Origin of the sequence: Bacillus sp. FSL K6-1012, assembly GCF_037964915.1 — a bacterium.
Lineage (GTDB): Bacteria > Bacillota > Bacilli > Bacillales > Bacillaceae > Bacillus > Bacillus halotolerans.
Window position 1 is genome coordinate 905253 of the sequence record NZ_CP150175.1, and the last position, 24973, is coordinate 930225.

The window sequence follows — 24973 nt, forward strand, 5'->3', positions numbered from 1 at the left end:
CAAAAATACAACAGACGAAGAGGAATCTGTCAGATTTCCTCTTCTTTTTTGATTCAATAAGTCAGATTGTCTGACATTCCAATTGAACCAGCCCCATATAATCAATAAAGTAAATGCAAGAGTTTCTAAAACAGAATGGAGGCTGGAAGCATGATGGATGAATACGCCAGTATATATAAGAACGTGATTGAATGGAGGAGACATCTTCATCAATACCCGGAGCTGTCCTTTCAAGAAGAAAAAACAGCTCAATTTGTATATGATACACTCTCTTCTTTTGAAAATCTTGAGATCAGCCGCCCGACAAGGACAAGTGTCGTTGCCCGGCTGAGCGGTGCGCGCCCGGGCAAGCGAATTGGGCTGCGCGCTGATATGGATGCGCTGCCGATTCAAGAGGAGCATGACAGTCATTTTCGCTCCCGCCATCCAGGTGTAATGCATGCGTGCGGGCATGATGGGCACACCGCCATGCTGCTTGGGGCGGCTGAGATTTTGTCTCGGAAAAAGGATGAGCTTAGCGGCGAAGTCTACTTTATTTTTCAGCATGCCGAGGAGGTTCATCCTGGCGGAGCGCAGGAAATGGTGAAGGCTGGTGTTGCGGACCATCTTGATCTATGCATAGCCATCCATCTGTTTTCTGCCATGCCTTTAGGAAAAATCGGACTGGCATCAGGCCCGGTCGCAGCTAACTCTGATCGCTTTGATATCACGATTAAAGGAAAAGGCGGGCATGCCTCTCAGCCTGAACAGTGTATTGACCCGCTTGTGATTGCCTCACAAGTCATTACTCATTTGCAAAGCATTGCCTCAAGACATACAGATCCTGCCGAAAGACTGGTGCTCTCTGTTACCATGTGTCATGCGGGCTCCGCCTACAATGTGATCCCCGATACTGTGACGCTTGGAGGGACGGTAAGGACGTTTCGAAAGGAAGTCCGGGCAAATACGGAAGCGCTCATGGAAACCATTATAAAAGGCGTAACTGAAGCCCATGGCGCGTCGTATGATTTTGATTACCGCCATGGATACAAGTCTGTGGTAAACGATCCGAACGTAACCGAACTGGTCAGACAAGCAGCAGAGAATCTGTGGGGGAAGGATCAGGTATTTCCGTTAGCGCCAATGATGGGCGGAGAGGATTTCTCCGCGTTTTCTGAACGAGTGCCTAGCTGTTATATCGCTTTGGGAGCGGGAACCGGGGAGATGATCTATCCGCATCACCATCCTAAATTCACGTTCGATGAAAAAGCGTTATCAGCAGGTGTTAAATTATTTGTAAATTCAGTCTATTTTATTCTGCATTCCCGTGAATCGATTTCAATGAAGATCAACTAAAACCGATTATAGGAGGGCGCTATGGCTAAACATCTGCCGGAAGTCATGACCGCTGATTCTTTACAAAAAATCGAGCATAAAGGAATATTAAAGTGGATCGAAAAGGTCGGAAACAAATTGCCTGATCCTTTTATGTTATTTATCTACTTATCGATGATCATCATTGCCATGTCTGTTTTGCTGGCAGGAAACGCAGTGACACATCCGGGAGACGGGAAAGAGGTAGCCGTTAAGAGTTTGCTCAGCACCGAGGGCATTCACTGGATGCTGACGGAAGCGGTGAACAACTTTGTTCAATTTCCGCCTCTCGGACTTGTGCTCACGATGGTGCTCGGCATCGGGCTGGCGGAACGCGTCGGTTTGATCGAGGCTGTGCTGCAAAAGATGATGGCGCATGTTCCGAAAGCGATCATCAGCTATTCCGTCGTATTTGTCGGGATTTTAGGGAATCTGGCGTCTGATGCGGCATGGGTCATTATCCCGCCGGTTGGCGCCCTGATCTTCATGGCAGCCGGGCGTCATCCGCTTGCCGGCTTTGCGGCCGCTGCGGCAGGTGTAGGGTCAGGATTTACGGCCAATCTGATGATCGCCGGGACAGACGCGCTTCTTTCCGGCATTACCACACAGGTCGCACAAACCGTCGATAAAAATGCTCAGGTATCGGCTGTCGATAACTGGTTTTTCATGGCGGCCTCCGTATTTGTTTTAGCCTTTATCGGTGCATGGGTTACTGATAAAATCGTTGAACCCCGGCTTGGCAGCTACCGCGGAGAATACAAGCCTGAAATGGCGGCGTTAACGGGAAAAGAGATCAAAGCACTGAAGGCGGCCGGGGCAGCGGCTCTTTTATATGCTGGAGTCATTGCGTTATTAGTCGTTCCAGAGGGAGCGCTCCTGCGTGATCCTGAAAACCGATCAATTCTTTCCTCGCCTTTTCTGAAAGGCATCATCCCCATCATTCTGCTGTTCTTTATTACTGTATCGGTTGTCTATGGCATCGTGGCCGGACGCATTAAGGATCAGACAGACGTCCCGAGGCTGATGGGAGATTCCATTAAAGGCATGTCAGGCTTTATTGTGCTTGTCTTTGTTATTTCACAGTTTATCGCTTTTTTCACGTGGAGCAATATGGGAATTTTTATGGCTGTAAAAGGAGCGGACTTTCTGGAATCCATCCATTTAACCGGGTTTCCTGTATTAATCGGATTTTCGTTGCTGACTTGTGTCGTCAGTCTGTTTATTACGAGCGGCTCTGCTTTATGGGCGTTGCTGGCCCCTGTGTTTATCCCGATGCTGATGCTGCTGGATTTTCATCCCGCGTTTATTCAAATTGCCTATCGGATTGCGGATTCCGCGACCAACACCATTACGCCGATGAATCCGTACTTGCCGATGCTGATGGCTTACTATAAGCGCTACAAATCAGATGCGGGCTTCGGAACTGTGATCTCAACCATGATTCCGTATACGGTTCTGTTCTTCTTGGCGTGGCTTCTCATGATGTTCATTTGGTACGCTTTCGGCTGGCCGATCGGACCGGGCGTTTATGCAAAATAAAAACGGCAAAGGGTGGGAGACATATGGATATGATTCAAATAAGACGAGATTTTCACCGGCATCCCGAACTGGGCTTCACAGAATTTCGCACAGCCGGAAAGGTTGTGGAAACTCTTCAAGCCCTGGGATATCACGTAACATATGGCAAGGACGCAATGGATGGCGAGGCCCGCAGAGGCGTTCCTTCAGAAAAAGAACTGAAGCGCGCTTTTGACCGTGCAATTGAAAATGGAGCCGATCCTGATATCATTGCGCCGATGAAAGGCGGATATACCGCTGTCATCGGAAGACTTGAAGGGAATACGCCGGGACCCGTCGTTGCGCTTCGTTTTGATATGGATGCACTTCCGATTACAGAAAGCGCAGATGCTGACCATGGTCCTCACGCCAAGGGCTTCCGTTCTGCATTTGAAGGAAATATGCACGCATGCGCCCATGACGGACATACCGCGATCGGGCTAGGCGTTGCTGAAGCGCTGGCACATCGAAACTTTGCAGGTACTCTGAAGCTGATTTTCCAGCCCGCTGAGGAGGGTGTCCGCGGAGCGTATGCCGTTACTGAGAAAGGCATGCTGGACGATGTTGATTATCTCCTCTGCCATCATCTGGGGACTAATGTGCCGCTTGGGGAAGTATACGGCGGTGCAGAAGGATTTCTGGCCACTACGAAAATGGCTGCTCATTTCCGGGGCGTCTCCTCACATGCAGGAGCGGCTCCTGAGCATGGCAGAAATGCTTTGCTAGGGGCGGCGACGGCGCTTTTAAATATACATGCCATTCCGCGTTTCAGCTCGGGCGATACCCGGATCAATGTCGGCGTGCTTGAAGGCGGAACAGCGGCCAATATCATCCCGCAGCACGCGAAAATGATCATTGAAACGCGGTCAGATTCAGAAGAGGTCAACCGCGATCTGGAAGAGCGGGTGAGAAAGATCATCGCCCACAGCGCAGCCATGCATGAGCTTGAACATGAGGTCGAAATCATCGGCGGAGCGATTCCGATCAAATGTGACGAGGAAATGGTTTCGACCGTGCTAGAAGCTGCTGGAGAGGTTGGCGGATTTTCCTCACTGCAAGGCATCCAGACCGGCTCAAGAGGAAGTGAAGACGCAAGCTATATGATCAAAAGAGTTCAGGAGCGGGGAGGAAAAGGGACATATATGATCATTGGCACCGACATCGCTGCCCCGCATCATCATGAAAAGTTCGATATCCAGGAAGATATTCTTCCGCGAAGCGTTCAGCTGCTGAAGCAAGCGGCATTGAAGCTGTTGAAGTAGAGGGGGATCCCCTCTTTTTTTATGTCATTCGAAACGCTTTCCAAATAAAGGAGACGATTTGTTGGATTTATGGTACATTGATAGGTATGAAAAAAAGAGGAGAATCAAATGAAGAGAATGCATTTTTGTACAGGTATAGGCCTGCTGCTGATCGTGATTTCAGCCTATCCTATCTTTGTACTATTGAGAGAAAATATAATAGATCACAACGTAACAAATCGTTATGACATTCATTATGCATATCAAGACAAGCAAGGTTATGAACCTGCGATAGATACTCAAAATATCAACATATTTAATCATCATATTAGGATTATTGAGGCCAAAACAGGAAAACATGCGCCCCTGACAAGCTGGGATAAAGACGAAAACGTTCCTGCCGGAGAGATTGTTAACATACAGTATCAATTAGACGGCCGAGATCTCTCATCACCTTCTGAAGTATGGCTTTCTAATCGAGAAAGAGGAGGAAGATACTTTTCATGGCTTGAAATATTAACGGTAAAGGATCGAAAGACTGATCAAAATCTGGTTTACATTGTTCAGAGAATAACTGACGATCAAATAAGTCTTGAAAAAAGCAAATGGAAAATAATCAGGATTCATCAGGATGGGACTGTAAAGGAGAAGCTTCTAAGCTATTCTGATAGAAGCAAGGATCCATTGAGTGTAAAACTGCTCAATTTTTCATACGTTGGAGGAAATTCAATGGGGTATCATTCTGATATGTATGAAGTGATTCCCAATGTCATATTTCCTCTTTTGTATCCGTTGATTACGGTCGCTGTTGGTTGTGCGATCATGATCGGGATTTTAATCATTGTGATAGTCCAGAAGATAAAAGGAGTTCGAAAATCAATATGAAACGACTATGCATCATCCCCTGCGGCGCGAAAAAAATCTGGGATGTTCAGCCTGATGCGGGGCCGACGAGGGCGGAAGACGCTTACCTGAGCCCGTTTCATCAGGCGTGCGAGCGGTATGCAAAAGCTTTTTTTGACGAGTGGGTCATTTTGTCGGCGAAGCACGGGTTCCTGCGTCCTGATGACATCGTGCCGGAAAACTACGATGTGGCATTCGGGAGCGGTCATCCAGAGATTATGACAGAGGAGAAGTTAAGCCGTCAATATCGTGAAAAGGGTTTTCTTGAAAAAGAAGAGCTCGTCATGCTCGGCGGGAAAAAATATCGTAAAGTCCTAGGCACGGTCGTCGGAGATCATCAGCATATCAGCTGGCCGCTGGCACCGTACAAAGGCATTGGTTACATGCTTCAAGCACTGAACAGGGCGGTTGAAGAAAAACAAGAACTGTAATACGTACATAACCCGAAAAGGGTGTGAAAATGAAAAGAATGGTGTTTGGCTTCCTTGCCATTGCGGTATGTGGAAGCGGCTTTTATATCTATCATTTTTTATTCGGTGATCCATTTTCCAAAAATGCCGCAGAGCAAAAGCTCACATCATATGTGAAACAGACCTATCCTCAAAAAGAAATCAAGATCACGAATGGAGTTTATAACGCGAAAACCTCGGAATATGTGTTTCAAGCAAACACCCAATCTCAAAGCTACCAAATGTGCGCGATGGGGTTTCTCCATCCTAAGGTAACCTGCGATGGAATTGAAGAAGCCTATACCGAGTCTGTTGCAAAACATCTAAATCAAGAAGCATCAAAGGAAATCGAAACAGATTTGAAAAAAGCCGTTCCGCAACTTATAAAAGCCGAAGCAGATATCAGCGTTGAAAACGACCAGTTCACATTAGAGACAAGCTGGAGCAAGCAATTGGCTGAAAGAGCGCCGCTAAGTTTGACGATACAGTTAGATGCAAGCGGAAAAACAAAAACAGATGCCGCGGCGATGGCGGAAACCGTCAGAAAAACGCTTAATCAAAAAGGGTATACATATTTCAGAGGCACGATAGACTGCATGCAGAAGGATGGGGACGGCGGCTTTGGTTATGTAAAATATTCAATTGATTTTACTCCTGAAATCGCCATTCAGAAAAACGATGCAGAGGCATTAGGAAGTTGATAAGATTTCCGAGGAAATAAATATGTCGATCGACGTCAAAAGACCGGGCAGGTGCCCGGTCTTTTTTATTTGGAATAAAACGAGACACATGGTTTCATATCGAGACAAAATGAGACACCTGTCTCAAACTGTCTCATGGTATCAACATAGAAGACTGATTTTACAGGCATCCAATAGCTGGCACACTTCTTGCATTCATTAATGCGAACCCTAAAGAAGGAGGCACACACAATGGAACTGTTAAAACGAGAAGGCTTGTCATTAACTGAGGAAAAAGCGCTGTGGATGTACCAAAAGATGCTGGAAATCAGGGGCTTTGAGGACAAAGTGCATGAACTGTTCGCAGAGGGAGTGCTTCCCGGATTTGTCCATTTGTATGCCGGTGAAGAAGCTGTAGCTGTAGGCGTGTGCGCTCACTTAGACGATGGCGACAGCATTACAAGCACACATAGAGGGCATGGGCATTGTATCGCCAAGGGCTGTGATCTGGACGGCATGATGGCGGAAATATTCGGGAAAGCGACCGGACTGTGTAAAGGCAAGGGCGGTTCTATGCACATTGCCGATCTCAATAAAGGTATGTTAGGGGCAAATGGAATCGTCGGGGGCGGATTTACGCTCGCATGCGGGTCAGCGCTCACGGCTAAATATAAACAGACCAATAATGTAAGCGTTTGCTTTTTCGGAGACGGAGCAAATAATCAAGGAACCTTCCATGAAGGCCTCAACTTAGCGGCTGTATGGAATCTTCCAGTTGTGTTTATCGCTGAAAACAACGGCTACGGCGAAGCCACGCCATTTGAGTACGCGTCAGCCTGTGATTCAATCGCTGATCGGGCAGCTGCCTATAACATGCCGGGAGTAACCGTGGACGGAAAAGATATTTTAGCAGTTTATCAGGCAGCGGAGGAAGCGATTGAACGAGCAAGAAACGGCGGAGGCCCGTCTTTGATTGAATGCATGACCTACCGAAACTACGGCCATTTCGAAGGAGATGCCCAAACCTATAAAACAAAGGATGAAAGAGTTGAGCACCTTGAAGAAAAAGATGCCATTCAAGGTTTTAAAAACTACCTTTTAAAAGAAACAGATGCTAATAAGCTGTCAGACATTGAACAGCGTGTCAGCGAATCGATTGAAAAAGCAGTCTCTTTCAGCGAAGACAGCCCATATCCGAAAGAATCAGAGCTGCTGGCAGATGTATATGTCTCATACGAAAAAGGAGGAATGTAAGATGGCAAGAGTCATAAGCATGTCAGACGCGATCAACGAGGCGATGAAACTTGCGATGAGAAGGGACGAAAATGTGCTGTTGATCGGTGAGGATGTAGCCGGAGGAGCGGCAGTCGATCATTTGCAGGATGACGAAGCATGGGGCGGCGTATTAGGCGTCACCAAAGGGCTCGTTCAGGAATTTGGACGGAGCAGAGTGCTGGATACGCCCATTTCTGAAGCGGGCTATATGGGCGCCGCTATGGCTGCGGCATCAACAGGGCTGAGACCGATTGCGGAGCTGATGTTTAACGATTTCATCGGCACGTGCTTTGACCAGGTCATCAACCAAGGGGCAAAATTCCGCTATATGTTCGGCGGAAAAGCGCAAGTGCCGATTACCGTCCGCACCACATACGGAGCGGGTTTCCGGGCTGCGGCACAGCACTCCCAGGCGCTGTACGGCCTTTTCACAAGCATTCCGGGGCTGAAGACGGTTGTTCCGTCGAGTCCGTATGATGCCAAAGGTCTGCTGCTTGCGGCGATCGAAGACAACGATCCGGTGTTCTTTTTTGAAGACAAAACGTCCTACAACATGAAAGGCGAAGTGCCGGAAGAGTATTACACAATTCCGCTCGGAAAAGCGGACATCAAACGCGAGGGCAGCGACATTACGCTGTTTGCGATCGGCAAGCAGGTCAATACCGCACTCGAAGCGGCAGCACAATTATCAGAAAAAGGCATTGAAGCCGAGGTGCTTGATCCGCGCAGTCTGTCTCCTCTGGATGAGGAAGCAATTTTCACATCGCTAGAAAAAACAAACCGGCTGATCATCATTGACGAAGCCAATCCGCGATGCAGCATAGCCACAGATATAGCCGCGATTGTGGCCGACAAAGGCTTTGATCTGCTGGATGCGCCGATTAAGCGGATTACAGCGCCGCACACACCTGTGCCGTTTTCGCCAGTGCTTGAAGACCAATATTTGCCGACACCAGATAAAATCGTCAGCGTCACGCTTGAATTGCTTGGCGAGCCGGCAGTGAATTAAAGGGGGGACACATATGGCGGTCAAAGTAGTGATGCCAAAGTTGGGAATGGCCATGAAACAAGGAGAAGTATCGATTTGGAACAAAAAAGTGGGAGATCCGGTTGAAAAGGGAGAAAGCATCGCCAGCATTCAGTCGGAGAAAATAGAAATGGAAATCGAAGCGCCTGAAAAGGGCACGCTGATTGATATTAAGGTGAAAGAAGGGGAAGAGGTTCCGCCCGGTACAGCCATCTGCTATATCGGGAACGCCAATGAATCGGTGCAGGAAGAAACGGAAGAGCCAGCCGCTGAAGCTAGCAGGCAAGCCAATCCCCAGCCTCCTAAACAGGAGAACAAACCCGCAAACACTAAAAAAGACAGACTGAAAATCTCTCCAGTCGCCAGAAAAATAGCGGAAAAAGCAGGGTTAGACCTGAAAAATCTGAAGGGCACAGGACCAGGCGGGCGAATCGTGAAAGACGATGTAACAAAGGCGCTTGCTGAACAGAAAAAAGAGCAGACAGAGCCGGTTTCTGAGCAAAAGGCGCAGGAAACGCCAGTTACAGGCATGAGAAAAGTGATCGCATCCAGAATGCAGGAAAGCTTGGCAAACAGCGCCCAGCTGACGATTACAATGAAGGCTGATATCACTAAGCTGGCAGCTCTTCAAAAACAGCTTTCGCCGACAGCTGAGGAACGGCACGGCACGAAATTGACGATCACTCATTTTGTCTCAAGAGCTGCGGTGCTCGCTCTACAATCACACCCTATGCTGAACAGCTTCTACAAAAATGAGCGCATTATCACACATCCTCATGTTCATCTTGGAATGGCTGTTGCTCTTGAAAAAGGGTTGGTTGTGCCTGTGATCCGCCATGCTGAAAAGAAATCGCTGATCGAACTGGCTCAATCCATCTCAGAACATGCCAAAAAAGCACGCGAGGGACGGACGGGAAGCGAAGAATTGCAAGGCTCGACCTTCTCAATCACAAACCTTGGCGCATCCGGCGTGGAGCATTTTACGCCGATATTAAATCCGCCCGAAACAGGCATTCTCGGCATCGGAGCAAGCTTTGACACGCCGGTTTTTCAAGGGGAGGAGATTGTCAGAGGTACGATCCTGCCGCTCAGCCTGACATTTGATCACAGAGTCTGTGACGGCGCTCCGGCCGCTGAGTTTCTGAAGGCGATCAAAACATATTTGGAGGAACCGGCAGCGTTAATTTTATAGAAAAGCAGGTGAAAGAACATGACATTAGCCATTATCGGAGGGGGACCAGCGGGCTATGCGGCAGCAGTCTCAGCGGCACAGCAGGGAAAAAAGGTGCTGCTCATTGACAAAGGCTCACTTGGAGGAACCTGTCTGAATGAAGGCTGCATTCCGACGAAGTCTTTGTTAGAAAGCGCAAATGTGCTCGATAAAATCAAACATGCCGGGCGCTTCGGCATTGAGCTTCCGCCCGGTGCAATATCGGTTGATTGGGACAAAATGCAGAGCCGAAAACAGCAGGTTGTCAGCCAGCTTGTCCAAGGCGTACAGTACTTAATGAAAAAAAATCAAATACAAGTCGTGAAGGGAGAGGCTTCCTTTCTTTCTGACAAGAAGCTCTTGATCAAAGGGGAGAACGGAAAAGAAATCAGAGAGGCGGAACAAATATTGATCGCAACCGGATCAGAGCCGATCGAGCTGCCCTTTGCCCCGTTTGACGGCGAATGGGTGATTGACAGCAAAGACGCACTCGCCCTTTCAGACATTCCCGCTTCGCTTGTAATTGTCGGCGGCGGTGTGATCGGCTGCGAGTATGCCGGATTGTTCGCCAGACTTGGAACGAAGGTGACGATCATTGAAACAGCCGACCAGCTGATTCCGGCAGAGGATGAGGATATCGCCCGTCACTTTCAGGAAAAGCTTGAGGAAGACGGAGTTGAAGTTCATACCTCCTCCCGGTTAGAGCGTGTTGATCAAGCAGCCAAAACGGCGATATGGAAAAGCGGACAGCGTGAGTTTAAGACGAAGGCCGATTATGTACTGGTGGCGATCGGCAGAAAACCTCATCTGGATGGATTACAGCTTGACCAGGCGGGAATTGATTTTTCCCAAAAAGGTATTCCCGTAAATGAGCAGATGCAGACCAATGTGCCTCATATCTACGCATGCGGGGACGCGATCGGTGGCATTCAGCTGGCCCATGCTGCTTTCCATGAAGGAATCATCGCCGCTTCACACGCTTCAGGACGCGACATCAAAATGAACGAAAAAAACGTGCCCCGATGTATTTACACATCGCCGGAAATCGCATGTATCGGATTGACGGAAAAACAGGCAAGACACGTTTACGGAGAAGTACAGATTGGTGAATTTCCTTTTGCCGCAAACGGGAAGGCGCTCATCAAACACCAAGCGGAAGGAAAGGTCAAGATCGTGGCGGAACCGGAGTTCGGCGAAATCGTCGGAGTCTCAATGATCGGACCGGATGTGACCGAGCTCATCGGCCAGGCGGCTGCCATCATGAACGGTGAAATGACGGCGGATATGGCAGAGCATTTTATCGCGGCCCATCCGACGCTCTCGGAAACGCTGCACGAAGCATTGTTAAGCACAATTGGGCTTGCGGTGCATGCATAACAAGAAAAGCTGGCGAATACGCCGGCTTTTTTATTGTTGAAAGCGCTTTACTTTTCCCCTACAATAGATGAAAACGGCGTGTAAGGGAGGAACGATCAAGGAATGAATTCGATCCCGAACGATTTGCAAACCTGGAAACGTTTTGTGAAGGACGGCGTGCTGGACGAAGCCCGAATAAGAAAAAGGATAGCCGAGTCCTGGCATCGCTGCAGAAAGGCTGAGGTTAACCCCTATTTGGAAAAAGGCCCGAAGGTTTTGCAGCAAACGGAGCTGGATCAGCAGTCAAACAAACATTCATTCTTTCTGTCGACCGCAATGCCTTACCTGGAAAAATTGCTGCCTGCAATAAAAGAAATGGAAATGATGGCGCTATTAATTGATGCGGACGGCGTGGTGCTGGCGCTTGACGGGCATCGCCGCGCGCTCCATGAAGCCAAACGCATTAACTTTATCGAAGGCGCGTGCTGGACGGAAACGGCGGTTGGCACAAATGCAATCGGAACGGCGCTTCACATTAGCGAGCCGGTTGTCATTCAAGGTTCAGAGCATTATTCTGTCGCCTCCCATCACTGGAATTGCTCAGCAGCACCGATTCATTATGAGGACGGCAGTCTTGCGGGAGTGATTGATATCTCTTGCCCGGCAGCGCACACACCCCTAAATATGCTCGGCATTTCCGCGGCCATTGCCTTTGCCGCGGAAAGGGAATTGGCAGCCAAAAGCAGGGAGAAAGAGCTTGAACTGCTCAGCCGCTTTGCTGATAGGACAGCGTCCCGTGTACCGATCGTGCTTTGTAATGCCAAACAGCACATCATCGGCGCAAGCCTACCGATACGATCGTCAATACCGGATTGGCAAGGCCGGCATCTTTATGAGTTGAAGGAAAGGGGTTTTACAATCGATAAAGCGGTCACCATGGGGGACAGCGGCACTTGTTTTTATTTATCGGAACAAAAGAAAAAGCCGGCCTTTCGATTCAATGGAGTCCTCGGACAAAGCAGGCAATCGCAAGCGATGCTCAAAAGCCTCGAACGAGCGGCCGCGGCTGATGCGACAGTTTGCCTGTCGGGTGAAACCGGCACGGGCAAGGAAGTCGCGGCCCGCGCGCTTCATGAAAACAGCGACCGTAAGAACGGCCCGTTTGTAGCCGTGAATTGCGGAGCGATCCCGTCGGATTTAATCGAAAGCGAGCTGTTCGGCTATGCAGAAGGCGCTTTTACAGGAGCGAAACGAGATGGCTACAAAGGCGCCTTCCAAAAAGCGAATCACGGCACCTTATTTCTAGATGAAATCGGAGAAATTTCCCACTCGATGCAGGTGGCGCTTTTACGGGTGCTTCAGGAACGCAAGATTACGCCGGTCGGCGGGACAAAAGAAATTCCGGTTGATATCAGAGTGATTGCAGCCACACATTGTGATTTGCGTGAACTCGCAGAAAGCGGAAAAATCAGAGAGGACCTGTTTTACCGCCTTCATGTCTACCCGATTCATCTTCCTCCGCTGCGGAACCGCCTCGAAGATATTGAGGCCCTCTTTGCGTGCTACACACAGAAAAATGGATGGCCGGGAGAGCTTCCGCCTGCCTTTTTGGACGTACTGAAGCAATGGAAGTGGCCGGGGAATATCCGCGAGCTGTTTAATGTCTTTGAACGCCTTTCCATCAGGTTTCCGGACGGACGGCTGAGTGACGAGCCGCTTTCCTTATTGCTCGAAGCGTCGGGCTTGCCGATCGGCCCCGTAAAAGAAAAGGGGGCTGAAACAAAGGCGCTTACTCTCCGTGAGCAAATTCAAAAAGATATCCTTATCAATGCGCTTGAAACGGCAAAAGGAAACGTCTCCCAAGCCGCGAAAATCAGCGGCATTCCGCGCAGCACCTTCTACAAACGATTGAAAAAATTTAATATGACCGCTGGATCATAAAGCATACTTCTTTCAAGAAATGGAAACGTTATGGGTGAAGGAGGGTGTTGAGATGAATATACAGAGAGCGAAAGAAATCGTGGAATCACCGGATATGAAGAAAGTAACTTATAACGGAGTTCCGATTTACATTCAGCATGTGAATGAAGAAACCGGAACAGCAAGAATTTATCCGCTGGACGAACCGCAGCAGGAGCATGAAGTGCTGCTGAACAACTTAAAAGAGGATTAAACAAAAATGGCCCGCTTTCATAAGCAGGCCATTTTGTTTATGCTCGCGGCGCGAATAAGATCACACAAACGCCTATCAGACAAATCAGTGCGCCGATCCAGTCATACAGATCAGGAGTTTTCCGATCGACAAGCCACCCCCAAAAGACAGCTAGTACGATGAACACCCCTCCATAAGCGGCATATACACGGCCGAAGGAAGGGAAGGATTGAAACGTCGGGAGAATGCCGTATACAATCAATATCAGCGCCCCGGCTGCCCCGTATCCGACGGGCTTCGCTTCTCTCAGCCACAGCCAAATCAAATAGCCTCCGCCAATTTCAGCAAGTCCCGCCGCGAGAAATAAAAGAATGGTCATCAGCATCACGCGCACCCCTCAAACTTCAATTACATTTCATTATAAAGGAGAGAGAGGCGTTAAAGCTTTGGATTCTCTTCAAATTCCTTTAAATACACACTGCGCTGAATCTCCGTAAACTGGCTGATCCAATTGTTTTTCGCCTCTTCCGTCATATGGGGCAGCATATAACGTTCAACCGCTTCGAAAAATAATGGATTAGCTATGATGTTCCAAGTCGGAATACGAACGATCTTGCCGTCATTCTTCTCAATGATAATATCCTCAAAGAAAATCCCTTTCAAACTGTATTGATGGCGTCCCATATAAATGCGCTTGATTTCAGTAAAAGGCACGCTGCGTTTTTTTGTGAAGATTTCCCCATCAGGCCCTTGTTTAATACGAAAAATAACATGTCCTCGGCTTGTGAACGCCGGTAAAACCATAGAAAATGTGATCAAGCCATAGACAATCGCCATCAATCCGCCGCCCAAATAAAGCAGAGAGTACTTGGATTCGAACGTAATGGCTTCTGATACCAGCCACACGCCTGCAATAACGGCGCCGCCTGTTGCGAGAAACAGCCAGATTCTGAAAAACATTCTGCTTTTGACTTCGATATCATGTGATTCCAATGTGCTGCTCCTATAGCTTCGGATGATTCTCAAATTCCTTTAAATACACATTGCGCTGAATCTCTGTAAACTGACCGATCCAATTCGTTTTCGCTTCATCATTCATATGTGGGACAATATAACGTTCAACCGCTTCAAAAAACAAAGGGTTTGGAATGATGTTCCAAGTCGGAATGCGAATTGTCTTGTGGTCAGTTGTTTGAATTATGACATCTTCCTGAAAAATCCCTTTTAAGCGGTATTTATTGCGATTCATTTCAATTTTCTTGATATCGGCAAATTTCACAGCCGCTTTGTCAGTGAATATCTCACCATCTTTTCCGGTTTTAATACGGAAGATGATATTTCCCCTAGAGGTAAAGGCAGGAAAAAAGATGATAAATAAATATAAACAAAACAAGGTGAATAGAAAACCTGCTGGAATGGCTAGGAGATAATATTTCGTTTGAAAGGTAATCCCCATATAAAACAGCCATAAACAAGCAAGCCCCATACCGGCAGATCCGACAAAAGCCCATATTCTCAGGAACATTCTGCTTTTGACTTCGACTACTTGATTTTCCAATGCTCTTCTCCTTTTATCAATTCAGATTCTCGTTCGGTTTTGAAATGATTTGATTTACAACATCCTTATGAGCAGCCATGACAGTAAATTCATTCTGGGTGATACCCGTTACAAGCCAAGTATGGCGGGTGCCGGGCAGGATAAAAGCCATGTCATCCACTTCCGGTGCGTTATCTTTATCGTAAGACAGGCGCATCAGGGTATCCATCTTTCCTTTACGTAATGACAAATCATTTATAAACCGGGTAATGTCCTCTTGGTAGTCGTGCTTTCCAAGGAATTCCTTCAGGTATGAGGGAGTCTCGGAAGCACCTTCCAGAAGTGCTTCAAATTCTTTTGATGTCAAAGTCAGGATAGATTCGCTTTTATCCTCGGTATCTATTATATTTAAAAACTCAGCTGTTTTTGTAAGTAATCCGTCGCTTGATTCCATTTTTTTTATACTATGTACTTGCTCATCAAAAAGAAGCTCATGGGAGTAGGTGCCAAATTTTGAAACATGGCAGGAAACATTCCGTTCGCTGCCTTGCTCGTCAAACTTGGAAAGCTTCACTGTATAGTCCGCGTCATTTAATACGTGGATAAACGGGCAATACTCGTCCTTTAACCTGTATTGATGATTCCGATATTCAGCAGCATCCTTCGCCAAAAGCGAACGGCAGGCCGCTTCAAATAAAAATCCGAGCTGCTCATCTTCTACTTCAGGAAAATAGGCTTGCTTCAGTGACATGCCCTGTTCAAAAAAGCCTTCGCTGTAAAAACAAAATATGAGCTCTTCTAAGCTGATCGTAAACTGATTCATGATTTATTCTCCTATCCGAATGAAAGTTTGCCTTTAAGGAAATGAGTTGCGCCGTGTATGAGCGAGTCCGCCGTTTTCTTTGCTTTGGCCATTCCTTTATGAATTGTTTTATTAGCCGCATCTATGCCGTCATTCACCGTTTTTACGACTTTGCCGGCCGCTTCCAGCCCCTTTTTGGCAGTATTTACAACAGCATGAATCGGTTCTTTCAGCTTTAAGGCTGCCTTTTCGGCGAAACCTGCCGTAAATTTGGCAATTTGTTCTCCTACCACTCCGCCAACATAAGAGCCAGCTGCGCCAAGGAGGACAGTACCAACAGGGCCTGCAAAACTTCCGATCGCCCCGCCTATTACAGCGCCTGCCGTTGCGCCGCCAGCGACAAAAATAGTGTTATTCACTGCATTGCCAACAGCTTTTGCATTTTCCCGTTTGAGCACTTCGGGTTTGTCTTCGTATTTCGCGTAATTTTCTGCGATCTTTAAGCCTGCTCCAAACGTTTCTGTCGCTCCGGTTATCAGTGTCGCTGTAATGGCATTTCCTTTTGCGAATTTCAAGCCTGTTTTTCCGACATCCTTCAGTGTTGAGCGTACGCCGGCTTCATTAACAAATCCTCTTGTATAGCTCCTTACGCTGTTTGAAAAATCCACCGTGTCCTGCGGAAAGTATTTTGTAAACTTTTTATGTACCAAATCAGAAAATGGCCGGTTTGTCTTTTTAAACAGATATTTTGGGTTCAAAAGCACTCTGGCTGCTTTTTGATAACGGGAGCTGTCTACTGCTCTGGAAATGTCCAATAGAAGCTTTGAATGCCGTGCAGTATGTAAGCCGCTTGGCTGTTTCACAAACTTTGTAAGCCCTAATCCGTAGTATTTTCCCTGGGTCAGCATCAGGGCGGTTAAGCTTGTCATCGTTCCGTATTTGTCGTAAGCGTTATAAAGCTTTCGTAAAATATTGTCTTGCTCAACAAATTTGTCGCTCGTTTTTCTGATGAATATCTCATTGTCACTCAGCTTGCTGACGAGTGCTTTTCCTGAGCTCCAAGCATCCCCAACCCCCGAAAAACAGCTGCTGTAGCGGGGATCGCATTGTAAAATCAGCTGTCCCAGCTCCGCATGCAAATCCTTATATTTGTTTTCCATATCAGTTAATTCTGTGACCACATCATTTGCCAGCTGTTCAAGCTTATCCGGATCAACTGCAATGTTTCCTGACACGCTATTCACCTCTCGAGTTTATGTCTTTCCTCTCTTGCTTTTCTTTCTAATTCTTCCATTCTGGCAATCTCAGCTTTTCGTTCTTCTATTTTTACGGCAGCTGCCTTAAGTTCCTGGCTTGTTTCAAGCAGCTCCTGTTCGAACTGCTCGTAGGCGGCTTTTGTTTCCTCGAAATCCTGGTCGAATGTGTCTCTTGCTTTTCCCTGCCACGTATCGCCCAATGCAGATAACCGGGAGTCAAGGAGCATTTTTGAGCTTCTGACCTCTTCTGCGGCTGCACTGTACTGATTTGCAAGCTCGATGACTTTATGTGAGTCCAACTTTTGTCCCCTGCCTTTCCTAAATTAACGCACAAATGGATGTTTTATATAAATGATTATAAATAATTCGGCATGTATCCGAATCGTACAAAAGAACCTTTTCATAAGAATTGGAAGGGCGTATATTCACTCAAATTTCACAGATGATGAGACTTTGAGATTACAAAAAAGGTAAAAAAATCAAATTGTTGAACTGATAGATAAGTGAGAAATTTCCCGCTCAATGGGAAAAAAAACTAAAACTGATCAAATGACCTAAGTGCGCCAAAAGCATTACGAGACAAGCTGTCACATGATATAAATAAAATGTAAACGTTATCAAGGAGGTCGTCATATGAAGAAAAAATCATTCTCAATCGTAATAGCGGGCGGAGGGAGCACATTTACTCCCGGGATTGTTCTGATGCTCTTAGACCATTTGGATGAGTTTCCGATCAGAAAGCTGAAGCTGTATGACAATGATAAGGAAAGACAGGAGCGGATCGCGGGGGCCTGTGACGTTTTTATCAGAGAAAAAGCACCCGAAATTGAATTTACAGCGACGACTGACCCGGAAGAAGCTTTTACAGACGTTGATTTTGTCATGGCACACATCAGGGTAGGGAAATACGCGATGCGTGCGCTTGATGAGCAAATTCCGCTGAAGTACGGAGTTGTGGGCCAGGAGACATGCGGACCGGGCGGTATCGCATACGGTATGCGTTCAATTGGCGGCGTGCTTGAAATATTAGATTACATGGAAACATACTCGCCAGATGCGTGGATGCTGAATTACTCCAACCCGGCGGCGATTGTGGCGGAAGCAACGAGACGCCTCAGACCGAACTCAAAAATCCTCAACATCTGTGATATGCCGGTCGGTATCGAAGACCGTATGGCGCAAATTCTCGGCCTGTCCTCAAGAAAAGAAATGAAGGTCCGGTATTATGGATTAAATCATTTCGGCTGGTGGACATCCATTCAGGATCAAGAGGGCAATGATTTAATGCCGAAGCTGAAGGAACATGTGTCTCAGTACGGGTATATTCCGAACGCAGAGTCCGAGGCGGTGGAGGCGAGCTGGAATGACACGTTCGCAAAAGCGCGTGACGTGCAGGCCGCCGATCCGGACACATTGCCGAATACGTATTTACAATATTATCTGTTCCCGGATGACATGGTGAAAAAATCAAATCCGAACCATACGCGGGCAAACGAAGTCATGGAAGGACGCGAAGCCTTTATTTTCAGCCAATGCGACATGATTGCACGCGAGCAGTCCTCTAAAAACAGCGAAATCAAAATAGACGATCACGCGTCATATATCGTCGATCTTGCCCGCGCCATTGCCTACAATACAGGTGAAAGAATGCTTTTAATCGTTGAAAATAACGGCGCAATCGCAAACTTTGACCCGACAGCGATGGTAGAGGTGCCGTGTATCGTCGGCTCAAACGGGCCTGAACCGATCACAGTCGGAAACATTCCGCAGTTCCAAAAAGGACTGATGGAACAGCAGGTATCAGTTGAAAAATTGACAGTTGAGGCGTGGACGGAAAAATCCTTCCAAAAGCTATGGCAGGCGCTCATTCTCTCAAAAACAGTGCCGAACGCCCGTGTGGCAAGGCTTATTCTCGAAGATTTATTGGAGGCCAACAAAGATTTCTGGCCTGAGCTTGATCAAAGCCCGAGCCGTATCTCATAACTGAAAAATCCCCCATTTTCGAAATCTATATTGTATATAATAGAAAGAAAATGGGGGGATCTGATATGCAGCTCGAAGAACTGATTAATCAGCATTACAGTAAATTAAATGACAATGATTTTCATATTTTGAAATATATATTGAATCACAAGAACACGTGCTATCGTCTTGGAATCGATGCCCTTGCGAAAGCATGCAGCGTATCGCGTTCCTCGATTTTGCGTCTTGCCCAAAAGCTCGGTTTCAGCGGCTACAGTGAATTTCGCGTTTTTTTGAAGTGGGAAGATCAGCCGGAAGAAGGCGAGAGTATGAGTTTTCAAAAGCTGCTGGATGATATTGAAGCAAATTTGAAATTTATAAGGACAAAGGACATGACGGACATGTGCCAGCTGATTGATGAAGCGGACCGCATTTTCGTGTACGGGTCCGGAACGGCGCAAAAGATATGCGCCCATGATTTGCAAAGAATGTTTATCCCTCTCAATAAGTATCTGATTTTAATTGAGGGCAGAAATGAATTTGACCAGATGCAGGATGATTTTAAGGTGAATGACCTGTTTATCATCATTTCGCTGTCCGGAGAAACGCCTGAGCTGATTCCGCAGGCAAGAATGCTTTCCGCAAAGGGAGTTCCCTTTATTTCCATTACGAATTTGAAAAACAATGTCCTCGCCCAGCTCACACCGCATAATCTTTATGCGACAAGCAAGCCCGTGACATTGAGTGATAAAAAAGAAATTGTCGCTTTTGCGCCGTTTTTTCTCGTTGGCGAAGCATTGTTCCGCGCATATGTTGATTACAAAGAAGCTGAAAAAAACGACATTGAGTAGCAGGGGGTTTTGGTATGATGCAAAAAGTCCAGCGCTTTGGAAGCGCGATGTTTGTGCCTGTATTATTATTTGCGTTCGCCGGCATTATCGTGGGTGTCAGCACGCTTTTCAAAAACGAAACCCTGATGGGGCCGCTCGCTGATCCTGACGGGTTTTGGTATCAGTGCTGGTATATCATTGAGCAAGGCGGCTGGACGGTATTTAATCAAATGCCGCTTTTATTCGCCATCGGCATTCCAGTCGCTTTGGCGAAAAAAGCTCAGGCGCGCGCTTGTTTGGAAGCGCTTACGGTTTATTTAACGTTTAATTATTTTGTCAGCTCGATCCTGACAGTCTGGGGAGGCGCCTTTGGCGTCGATATGAATCAAGAGGTCGGCGGAACGAGCGGATTAACGATGATTGCCGGCATTAAAACGCTTGATACCAACATTATCGGGGCAATCTTTATTTCTTCCATTGTCGTATTTTTGCATAACCGCTATTTTGATAAAAAACTGCCTGATTTTCTCGGCATCTTTCAAGGCTCCACGTATATCGTCATGATTTCCTTCTTCATTATGATTCCGGTCGCTCTGGCCGTGTCTTTTATCTGGCCGATGGTCCAAACGGGAATCGGGTCGCTTCAAAGCTTTCTTGTCGCTTCCGGGGCGGTGGGCGTTTGGATTTACACATTTTTGGAACGGATTTTGATTCCGACCGGTCTTCATCATTTTATTTACACGCCGTTCATCTACGGCCCGGCTGTGGCAGAAGGCGGGATCGTCACGTATTGGGCGCAGCACCTTGGTGAATATTCACAAAGCGCCAAACCGCTGAAGGAGCTGTTCCCGCAAGGCGGATTCGCGCTTCACGGCAATTCAAAAATCTTCGGCATTCCGGGGATTGCGCTCGCGTTTTATGTCACAGCCAAAAAGGAAAAGAAAAAACTCGTTGCCGGCCTGCTGATTCCTGTCACACTCACGGCCATCGTCGCCGGCATCACAGAGCCGATTGAGTTTACTTTCTTATTCATCTCTCCTTTCCTATTTGCGGTTCACGCCGTACTCGCCGCGACAATGTCGACGGTCATGTATATGGCCGGTGTTGTCGGAAACATGGGGGGCGGGTTAATTGAGGCGGTTACCCTGAACTGGATTCCGCTCTTTGGCAGCCACGGTATGACGTATGTGTATCAAATTCTGATTGGACTCTCATTTACTGCAATTTATTTTTTCGTCTTCCGATTTCTGATCCTCAAATTCAATATTGCCACACCGGGACGGGAAATTGACGATCAGCAGGAAACAAAGCTGTATTCGAAACAAGAATACAGAGAAAGAAAAAATAAAAAGGATGAAACAGCCTCCGCTGCAGAAACGGCAGATGAAACCGCTGCATTGTACATCGAAGCGTTAGGCGGAAAAGACAACATCACCGAGGTCACAAACTGCGCCACCCGCCTCAGAGTCAGCGTCAAGGATGAAAAAAAGGTCGAACCCGACAGCGTCTTCCGCGCGCTTGGCGCACACGGCGTCGTCAGAAACGGGAAAGCGTTTCAGGTGATTATCGGATTGAGTGTGCCGCAGATGCGGGAGCGTGTGGAAAAACTATTAAATCAATAAAGCAGACCCTCCTTTTTGGGAGGGTTTTCGTTTGCCGTCAAAAAGACCATCATAGTAAAGTAAAGAAAGAGACAATCGAGTATAAGGGATTTGGAGGCTTTTACATGTCAAAGGCTTTATCATATTTAAAACCATACTCACTTCTGGTGGGAATTGCGCTGATTCTCATGCTGACGGAACTCGCGGTTGAACTGGTACAGCCTCTATTGATCGCAAAAATCATCGACGATGGGATTTTGAAGCAAGACATGCGGCACGTTTGGATATGGGGTGCGGTCATGATCGGTCTGACCATTTTATCATTTGCGGCGGGGATGCTGAATTCCTTTTACGCTGCCCATGTCAGCCAAAGCTTTTCCTACGATACGAGAAAAGGGCTTTTTCAAAAAATCCAGTCCTTCTCTTATTCAACATTTGGACAGTTTTCGTCCTCATCCTATATGACAAGGCTGACAAATGATGTAACACAGGTGCAAAACCTGATTTTTATGAGCCTGAGGTTTATGCTACGTGCGCCGTTAATGATTTTGGGCGGCATTGCGCTGTCACTCGCCGTTAATGTGAAGCTCGGCTTTTTTCTTCTTGTGACGATTCCGATCCTGATTTTGTTTTTGCTTTGGGTACTGAAAAAGGGCGGGGCGCTGTTCCGGTCTGTGCAGAAGCGGCTGGATCAGGTGAATACGATCATGCAGGAGAATTTAACTGCGATCAAGCTGATTAAAGCGCTGCTGCGCGGAAGCCATGAGGTCAAGAGATTTATCAAAGCAAACACGATGCTGATGCAAAAAACGGTCTCGGCATTTCAGCTTGTAGAATTTACGATGCCTGTGCTGATGCTGCTGATGAACCTCTGCATTCTTTTTATTTTATGGGCGGGAGCTCACAGCATCACAAGCGGAGGTTCTCAAGTCGGCGATGTCGTTGCGGTTATTAACTATGCGACACGAATTACGGGTGCGCTTTCTATGTTCCCGTTTTTGATTATGATTTTCACCCGGGCAAAAGCCTCAGGCGACAGAATCGGCGAGGTGCTTGAAACAGAAGGTGACGAGCAGGAGGAAGGATTACTCTCATCTCGCTTGTCAGGCCGAATTGACTTTCAGGATGTGTCCTTCCGATATCCGGATATGGACAGAGAAGCGCTGCGCAATGTCTCATTTTCCGCAAAGCCGAAAGAAACGATCGCGATTCTCGGGGCGACAGGATCAGGGAAATCGACGCTTTTTCAGCTCATTCCGCGGCTTTATCAGCCGGATTCGGGCAGCATTTACATAGATGAAAAGCCTATTGATGACTTTCCGGCGGAGGGCCTTCGCAAGCAAATCGGATTTGTGCCCCAGGAAGTGCTCTTGTTCTCAGGCACGATCAAAGAAAATATTGCTTGGGGCAAAGAAAATGCTTCACTTGATGAAATAATGGAAGCGGCCAAACATGCGCAAATCCATGAAACGATCATGAAGCTTCCGAAGGGATATGATACCGTCCTGGGACAAAGAGGCGTCAATTTGTCCGGCGGCCAAAAGCAGCGGATTTCTATTGCAAGGGCACTGATCAGAAAACCCTCCATCCTTCTTTTGGATGACAGCACAAGCGCGCTTGACCTGCAAACGGAAGCGAATCTGCTTGAGGCCATCAGCACATATGAGTGCACAACCTTAATCATTACACAAAAAATAACAACGGCCATGAAAGCTGATGAAATCTTGCTGCTCGAGGATGGAGAGCTGATAGAAAAAGGCACACACAGCCAGCTGCTTTCTGACTCACATTTATATAAGCGCATTTACGAGTCACAATTCGGAAGGGAGGGGAGCGAGTCGTGCTGAAAGACATCCGCAAGCCTTTCCAATATCCCAAAATCCCAATCGATAAAAAAGAACGCGCCAAAAAAAGGGCGAAAGCAAAGGATACAAAAGGCACCCTGAGACGAATCTGGTCTTACCTGGCAGAACGAAAAGGGCTGCTCATACTCGTTATGCTGATGGTCGTAATCAGCGCGATATTCGGCCTCCTCGGCCCCTTTGTGATCGGAAAGGCCATCGACCATTTCATCGTCGGCCAGACGGTCAGCGGGCTTATTCCCGTTCTGCTCATTCTGCTTGGCATATATCTCATTCAATCTTTATCACTCTGGTTTCAAAACTATTGGATGATCACGATTTCGCAAGGCACAGTTTTTAGAATGCGAAGCGAGCTGTTCACCCATCTGCATGAGCTGCCGATCCCGTTTTTTGATAAACAGCGGCATGGTGAGCTGATGAGCCGGGTGACCAATGACATCGAAAATGTCAGCTCCACTTTAAATACGTCGGTGATTCAAATTCTGTCGAGCGTCATCACTTTCGTCGGAACGATTGCCGTCATGCTGTACATGAGTCCGCTTCTGACGGTGATCACGCTGACGATCATTCCGGTAATGGCGGTGAGTCTGAAATGGATCACAAACCGTACGGGGAAACTGTTTAAAGAACAGCAAAAAAATCTTGGCGAGCTGAACGGATATATTGAAGAAAGCATTTCAGGCGCAAAGGTCATCAAAGCGTATTCACGGGAAGACCAGATTACAGCTGAATTTCTGGAAAAAAACGCCGCACTCAAGACTTCAGGCTTCTGGGCACAGACGATTTCCGGCTTTATCCCGAAAGTGATGAACTCTTTAAACAATTTAAGCTTTACGATCATTGCTGCAATCGGCGGACTGTTTGCGCTGAAAGGCTGGATATCCATCGGCACCATCGTTGTCTTTGCCGAGTACTCAAGACAGTTTACGCGTCCATTAAATGATCTGGCCAATCAGTTTAATACGATGCTGTCCGCTATTGCCGGCGCTGAACGGGTGTTTGACGTGCTGGATGAAAAAGAGGAGCGTGAGGATGAAAAGAGTGCCCTGCATCAGCCGATACAAACAGGCGGCATTGAATTCCGAAATGTTTCCTTCGGCTACGAGGAAAACAATCAGACACTGAAACACCTCCAATTCACAGTGCCGGCCGGGCAGTCAATCGCCTTTGTCGGCCCGACGGGAGCGGGTAAAACCACTGTTACCAATCTGCTTGCCCGTTTTTATGAGCCCAATGAGGGGAGCATTTTAATTGACGGGATTGATATTAAAAAGCTGACAAGGGCGAGCCTGAGAAAAAATATGGGGTTTGTGCTTCAGGATTCGTTCTTGTTCCAAGGCACGATCAGAGAAAATATCCGCTACGGCAGGCTCGATGCCTCCGATCAGGAAGTCGAGGCCGCAGCAAAAACAGCGAATGCCCACAGCTTTATTGAGCGGATGCCAAAAGGATATGATACAGTGCTGACGCAAAACGGCTCGGGCATCAGTCAAGGACAGAAACAATTGATCTCCATAGCAAGAGCCGTGCTGGCCGATCCGGTTCTGCTCATCTTGGATGAAGCGACAAGCAACATTGATACCGTAACAGAAGTGAAAATCCAAGAAGCGCTTGCCCGTTTAATGGAGGGGAGAACGAGCGTTATCATTGCTCATAGGCTGAATACCATTCAAAGAGCGGATCAGATTGTCGTATTAAAAGACGGCGAAATGATTGAAAAAGGCAGCCATGATGAGCTGGTACGCCAAAAAGGATTTTACAGTGACTTATACGAAAGCCAATTTCAGAAATAAAGAAAAAGACCTTTGTCCTGCATAAAGGTCTTTTTTGTTACAGATTTATAGTACTTTTATTTCAATTTCGTAAAATGTAACAAAATTACTTGACGTAAACAAGTTATGTATATATACTAGCTTACAT

At 47.2% G+C, this 24973-nt stretch carries 23 protein-coding genes; 17 read left to right on the top strand and 6 right to left on the bottom strand.

Annotation, left to right across the window (positions count from 1 at the left end; all coding sequences use genetic code 11):
• The first annotated feature begins 150 nt into the window (after nucleotides 1-150).
• From NSS75_RS04590 to NSS75_RS04645, 12 genes are all read left to right on the top strand, one after another.
• A complete protein-coding gene (locus tag NSS75_RS04590; RefSeq protein WP_268496266.1) occupies nucleotides 151-1335 on the top strand; it encodes an amidohydrolase in 1185 nt (394 codons plus the stop codon).
• A gap of 21 nt (nucleotides 1336-1356) precedes the next feature.
• Nucleotides 1357-2892, top strand: a complete 1536-nt coding sequence (locus NSS75_RS04595) for an AbgT family transporter (protein ID WP_176471092.1) — start codon at nucleotides 1357-1359, stop codon at nucleotides 2890-2892.
• Nucleotides 2893-2915: 23 nt separating this feature from the next.
• Nucleotides 2916-4172 carry an amidohydrolase gene (locus NSS75_RS04600; protein ID WP_103672419.1) on the top strand — a complete coding sequence of 419 codons (1257 nt, stop codon included), beginning with the start codon at nucleotides 2916-2918 and terminating at the stop codon, nucleotides 4170-4172.
• A 108-nt stretch (nucleotides 4173-4280) separates the two neighbouring features.
• Nucleotides 4281-5036 (top strand): hypothetical protein, encoded by a 756-nt coding sequence (locus tag NSS75_RS04605; RefSeq protein WP_216394920.1) that lies wholly within the window; start codon nucleotides 4281-4283, stop codon nucleotides 5034-5036.
• A complete protein-coding gene (locus tag NSS75_RS04610; RefSeq protein WP_268496263.1) occupies nucleotides 5033-5485 on the top strand; it encodes a DUF6884 domain-containing protein in 453 nt (150 codons plus the stop codon). The genes NSS75_RS04605 and NSS75_RS04610 overlap by 4 nt, the downstream gene beginning before the upstream one ends.
• A gap of 29 nt (nucleotides 5486-5514) precedes the next feature.
• Entirely contained in the window at nucleotides 5515-6204 is a 690-nt protein-coding gene (locus NSS75_RS04615) for a hypothetical protein (RefSeq protein WP_268496262.1), read from the top strand.
• 231 nt (nucleotides 6205-6435) lie between these two features.
• On the top strand, nucleotides 6436-7437 hold the full coding sequence (gene acoA / locus NSS75_RS04620; protein WP_101860286.1) for an acetoin:2,6-dichlorophenolindophenol oxidoreductase subunit alpha: 1002 nt from the start codon (nucleotides 6436-6438) through the stop codon (nucleotides 7435-7437).
• 1 nt (nucleotide 7438) lies between these two features.
• Complete coding sequence (acoB, locus tag NSS75_RS04625; protein ID WP_024120605.1) at nucleotides 7439-8467, top strand: acetoin:2,6-dichlorophenolindophenol oxidoreductase subunit beta; 1029 nt, start codon at nucleotides 7439-7441, stop codon at nucleotides 8465-8467.
• A gap of 13 nt (nucleotides 8468-8480) precedes the next feature.
• Entirely contained in the window at nucleotides 8481-9677 is a 1197-nt protein-coding gene (locus NSS75_RS04630) for a dihydrolipoamide acetyltransferase family protein (RefSeq protein ID WP_339236216.1), read from the top strand.
• Between the two features lie 18 nt (nucleotides 9678-9695).
• Entirely contained in the window at nucleotides 9696-11072 is a 1377-nt protein-coding gene (lpdA, locus tag NSS75_RS04635) for a dihydrolipoyl dehydrogenase (protein ID WP_339236219.1), read from the top strand.
• A gap of 102 nt (nucleotides 11073-11174) precedes the next feature.
• Entirely contained in the window at nucleotides 11175-12992 is a 1818-nt protein-coding gene (locus tag NSS75_RS04640; RefSeq protein ID WP_339236222.1) for a sigma-54-dependent Fis family transcriptional regulator, read from the top strand.
• Nucleotides 12993-13044: 52 nt separating this feature from the next.
• Nucleotides 13045-13224 (top strand): small acid-soluble spore protein H, encoded by a 180-nt coding sequence (locus tag NSS75_RS04645; protein ID WP_010333419.1) that lies wholly within the window; start codon nucleotides 13045-13047, stop codon nucleotides 13222-13224.
• A 37-nt stretch (nucleotides 13225-13261) separates the two neighbouring features.
• Here NSS75_RS04645 and NSS75_RS04650 read toward each other — a convergent pair whose 3' ends face one another.
• From NSS75_RS04650 to NSS75_RS04675, 6 genes are read right to left on the bottom strand one after another with little or no spacing between them, the layout of a single operon-like run.
• Entirely contained in the window at nucleotides 13262-13591 is a 330-nt protein-coding gene (locus NSS75_RS04650; protein ID WP_081638253.1) for a YnfA family protein, read from the bottom strand.
• Nucleotides 13592-13641: 50 nt separating this feature from the next.
• On the bottom strand, nucleotides 13642-14196 hold the full coding sequence (locus NSS75_RS04655; RefSeq protein WP_255004918.1) for a YfjD family protein: 555 nt from the start codon (nucleotides 14194-14196) through the stop codon (nucleotides 13642-13644).
• Between the two features lie 10 nt (nucleotides 14197-14206).
• Nucleotides 14207-14761 carry a YfjD family protein gene (locus NSS75_RS04660; protein WP_024120611.1) on the bottom strand — a complete coding sequence of 185 codons (555 nt, stop codon included), beginning with the start codon at nucleotides 14759-14761 and terminating at the stop codon, nucleotides 14207-14209.
• Between the two features lie 16 nt (nucleotides 14762-14777).
• Nucleotides 14778-15563, bottom strand: a complete 786-nt coding sequence (locus NSS75_RS04665) for a hypothetical protein (protein ID WP_024120612.1) — start codon at nucleotides 15561-15563, stop codon at nucleotides 14778-14780.
• Nucleotides 15564-15574: 11 nt separating this feature from the next.
• On the bottom strand, nucleotides 15575-16777 hold the full coding sequence (locus tag NSS75_RS04670; protein ID WP_024120613.1) for a hypothetical protein: 1203 nt from the start codon (nucleotides 16775-16777) through the stop codon (nucleotides 15575-15577).
• 5 nt (nucleotides 16778-16782) lie between these two features.
• Nucleotides 16783-17097, bottom strand: coding sequence for a WXG100 family type VII secretion target (locus NSS75_RS04675; protein WP_268545119.1), 315 nt, complete (start codon nucleotides 17095-17097; stop codon nucleotides 16783-16785).
• 334 nt (nucleotides 17098-17431) lie between these two features.
• Between NSS75_RS04675 and glvA the strand changes: the two genes are divergently transcribed.
• From glvA to NSS75_RS04700, 5 genes are all read left to right on the top strand, one after another.
• The gene (gene glvA / locus NSS75_RS04680; protein ID WP_044163674.1) at nucleotides 17432-18781 is read left to right on the top strand and encodes a maltose-6'-phosphate glucosidase; all 1350 of its coding nucleotides are present in this window, start codon (nucleotides 17432-17434) and stop codon (nucleotides 18779-18781) included.
• Nucleotides 18782-18846: 65 nt separating this feature from the next.
• Nucleotides 18847-19611, top strand: a complete 765-nt coding sequence (locus NSS75_RS04685; protein ID WP_024120616.1) for a MurR/RpiR family transcriptional regulator — start codon at nucleotides 18847-18849, stop codon at nucleotides 19609-19611.
• A 14-nt stretch (nucleotides 19612-19625) separates the two neighbouring features.
• Nucleotides 19626-21212, top strand: coding sequence for a PTS maltose transporter subunit IIBC (gene malP, locus NSS75_RS04690; RefSeq protein ID WP_024120617.1), 1587 nt, complete (start codon nucleotides 19626-19628; stop codon nucleotides 21210-21212).
• 104 nt (nucleotides 21213-21316) lie between these two features.
• A complete protein-coding gene (locus NSS75_RS04695) occupies nucleotides 21317-23038 on the top strand; it encodes an ABC transporter ATP-binding protein (RefSeq protein ID WP_024120618.1) in 1722 nt (573 codons plus the stop codon).
• Complete coding sequence (locus NSS75_RS04700) at nucleotides 23032-24846, top strand: ABC transporter ATP-binding protein (RefSeq protein ID WP_024120619.1); 1815 nt, start codon at nucleotides 23032-23034, stop codon at nucleotides 24844-24846. The genes NSS75_RS04695 and NSS75_RS04700 overlap by 7 nt, the downstream gene beginning before the upstream one ends.
• Nucleotides 24847-24973 lie beyond the last annotated feature (127 nt).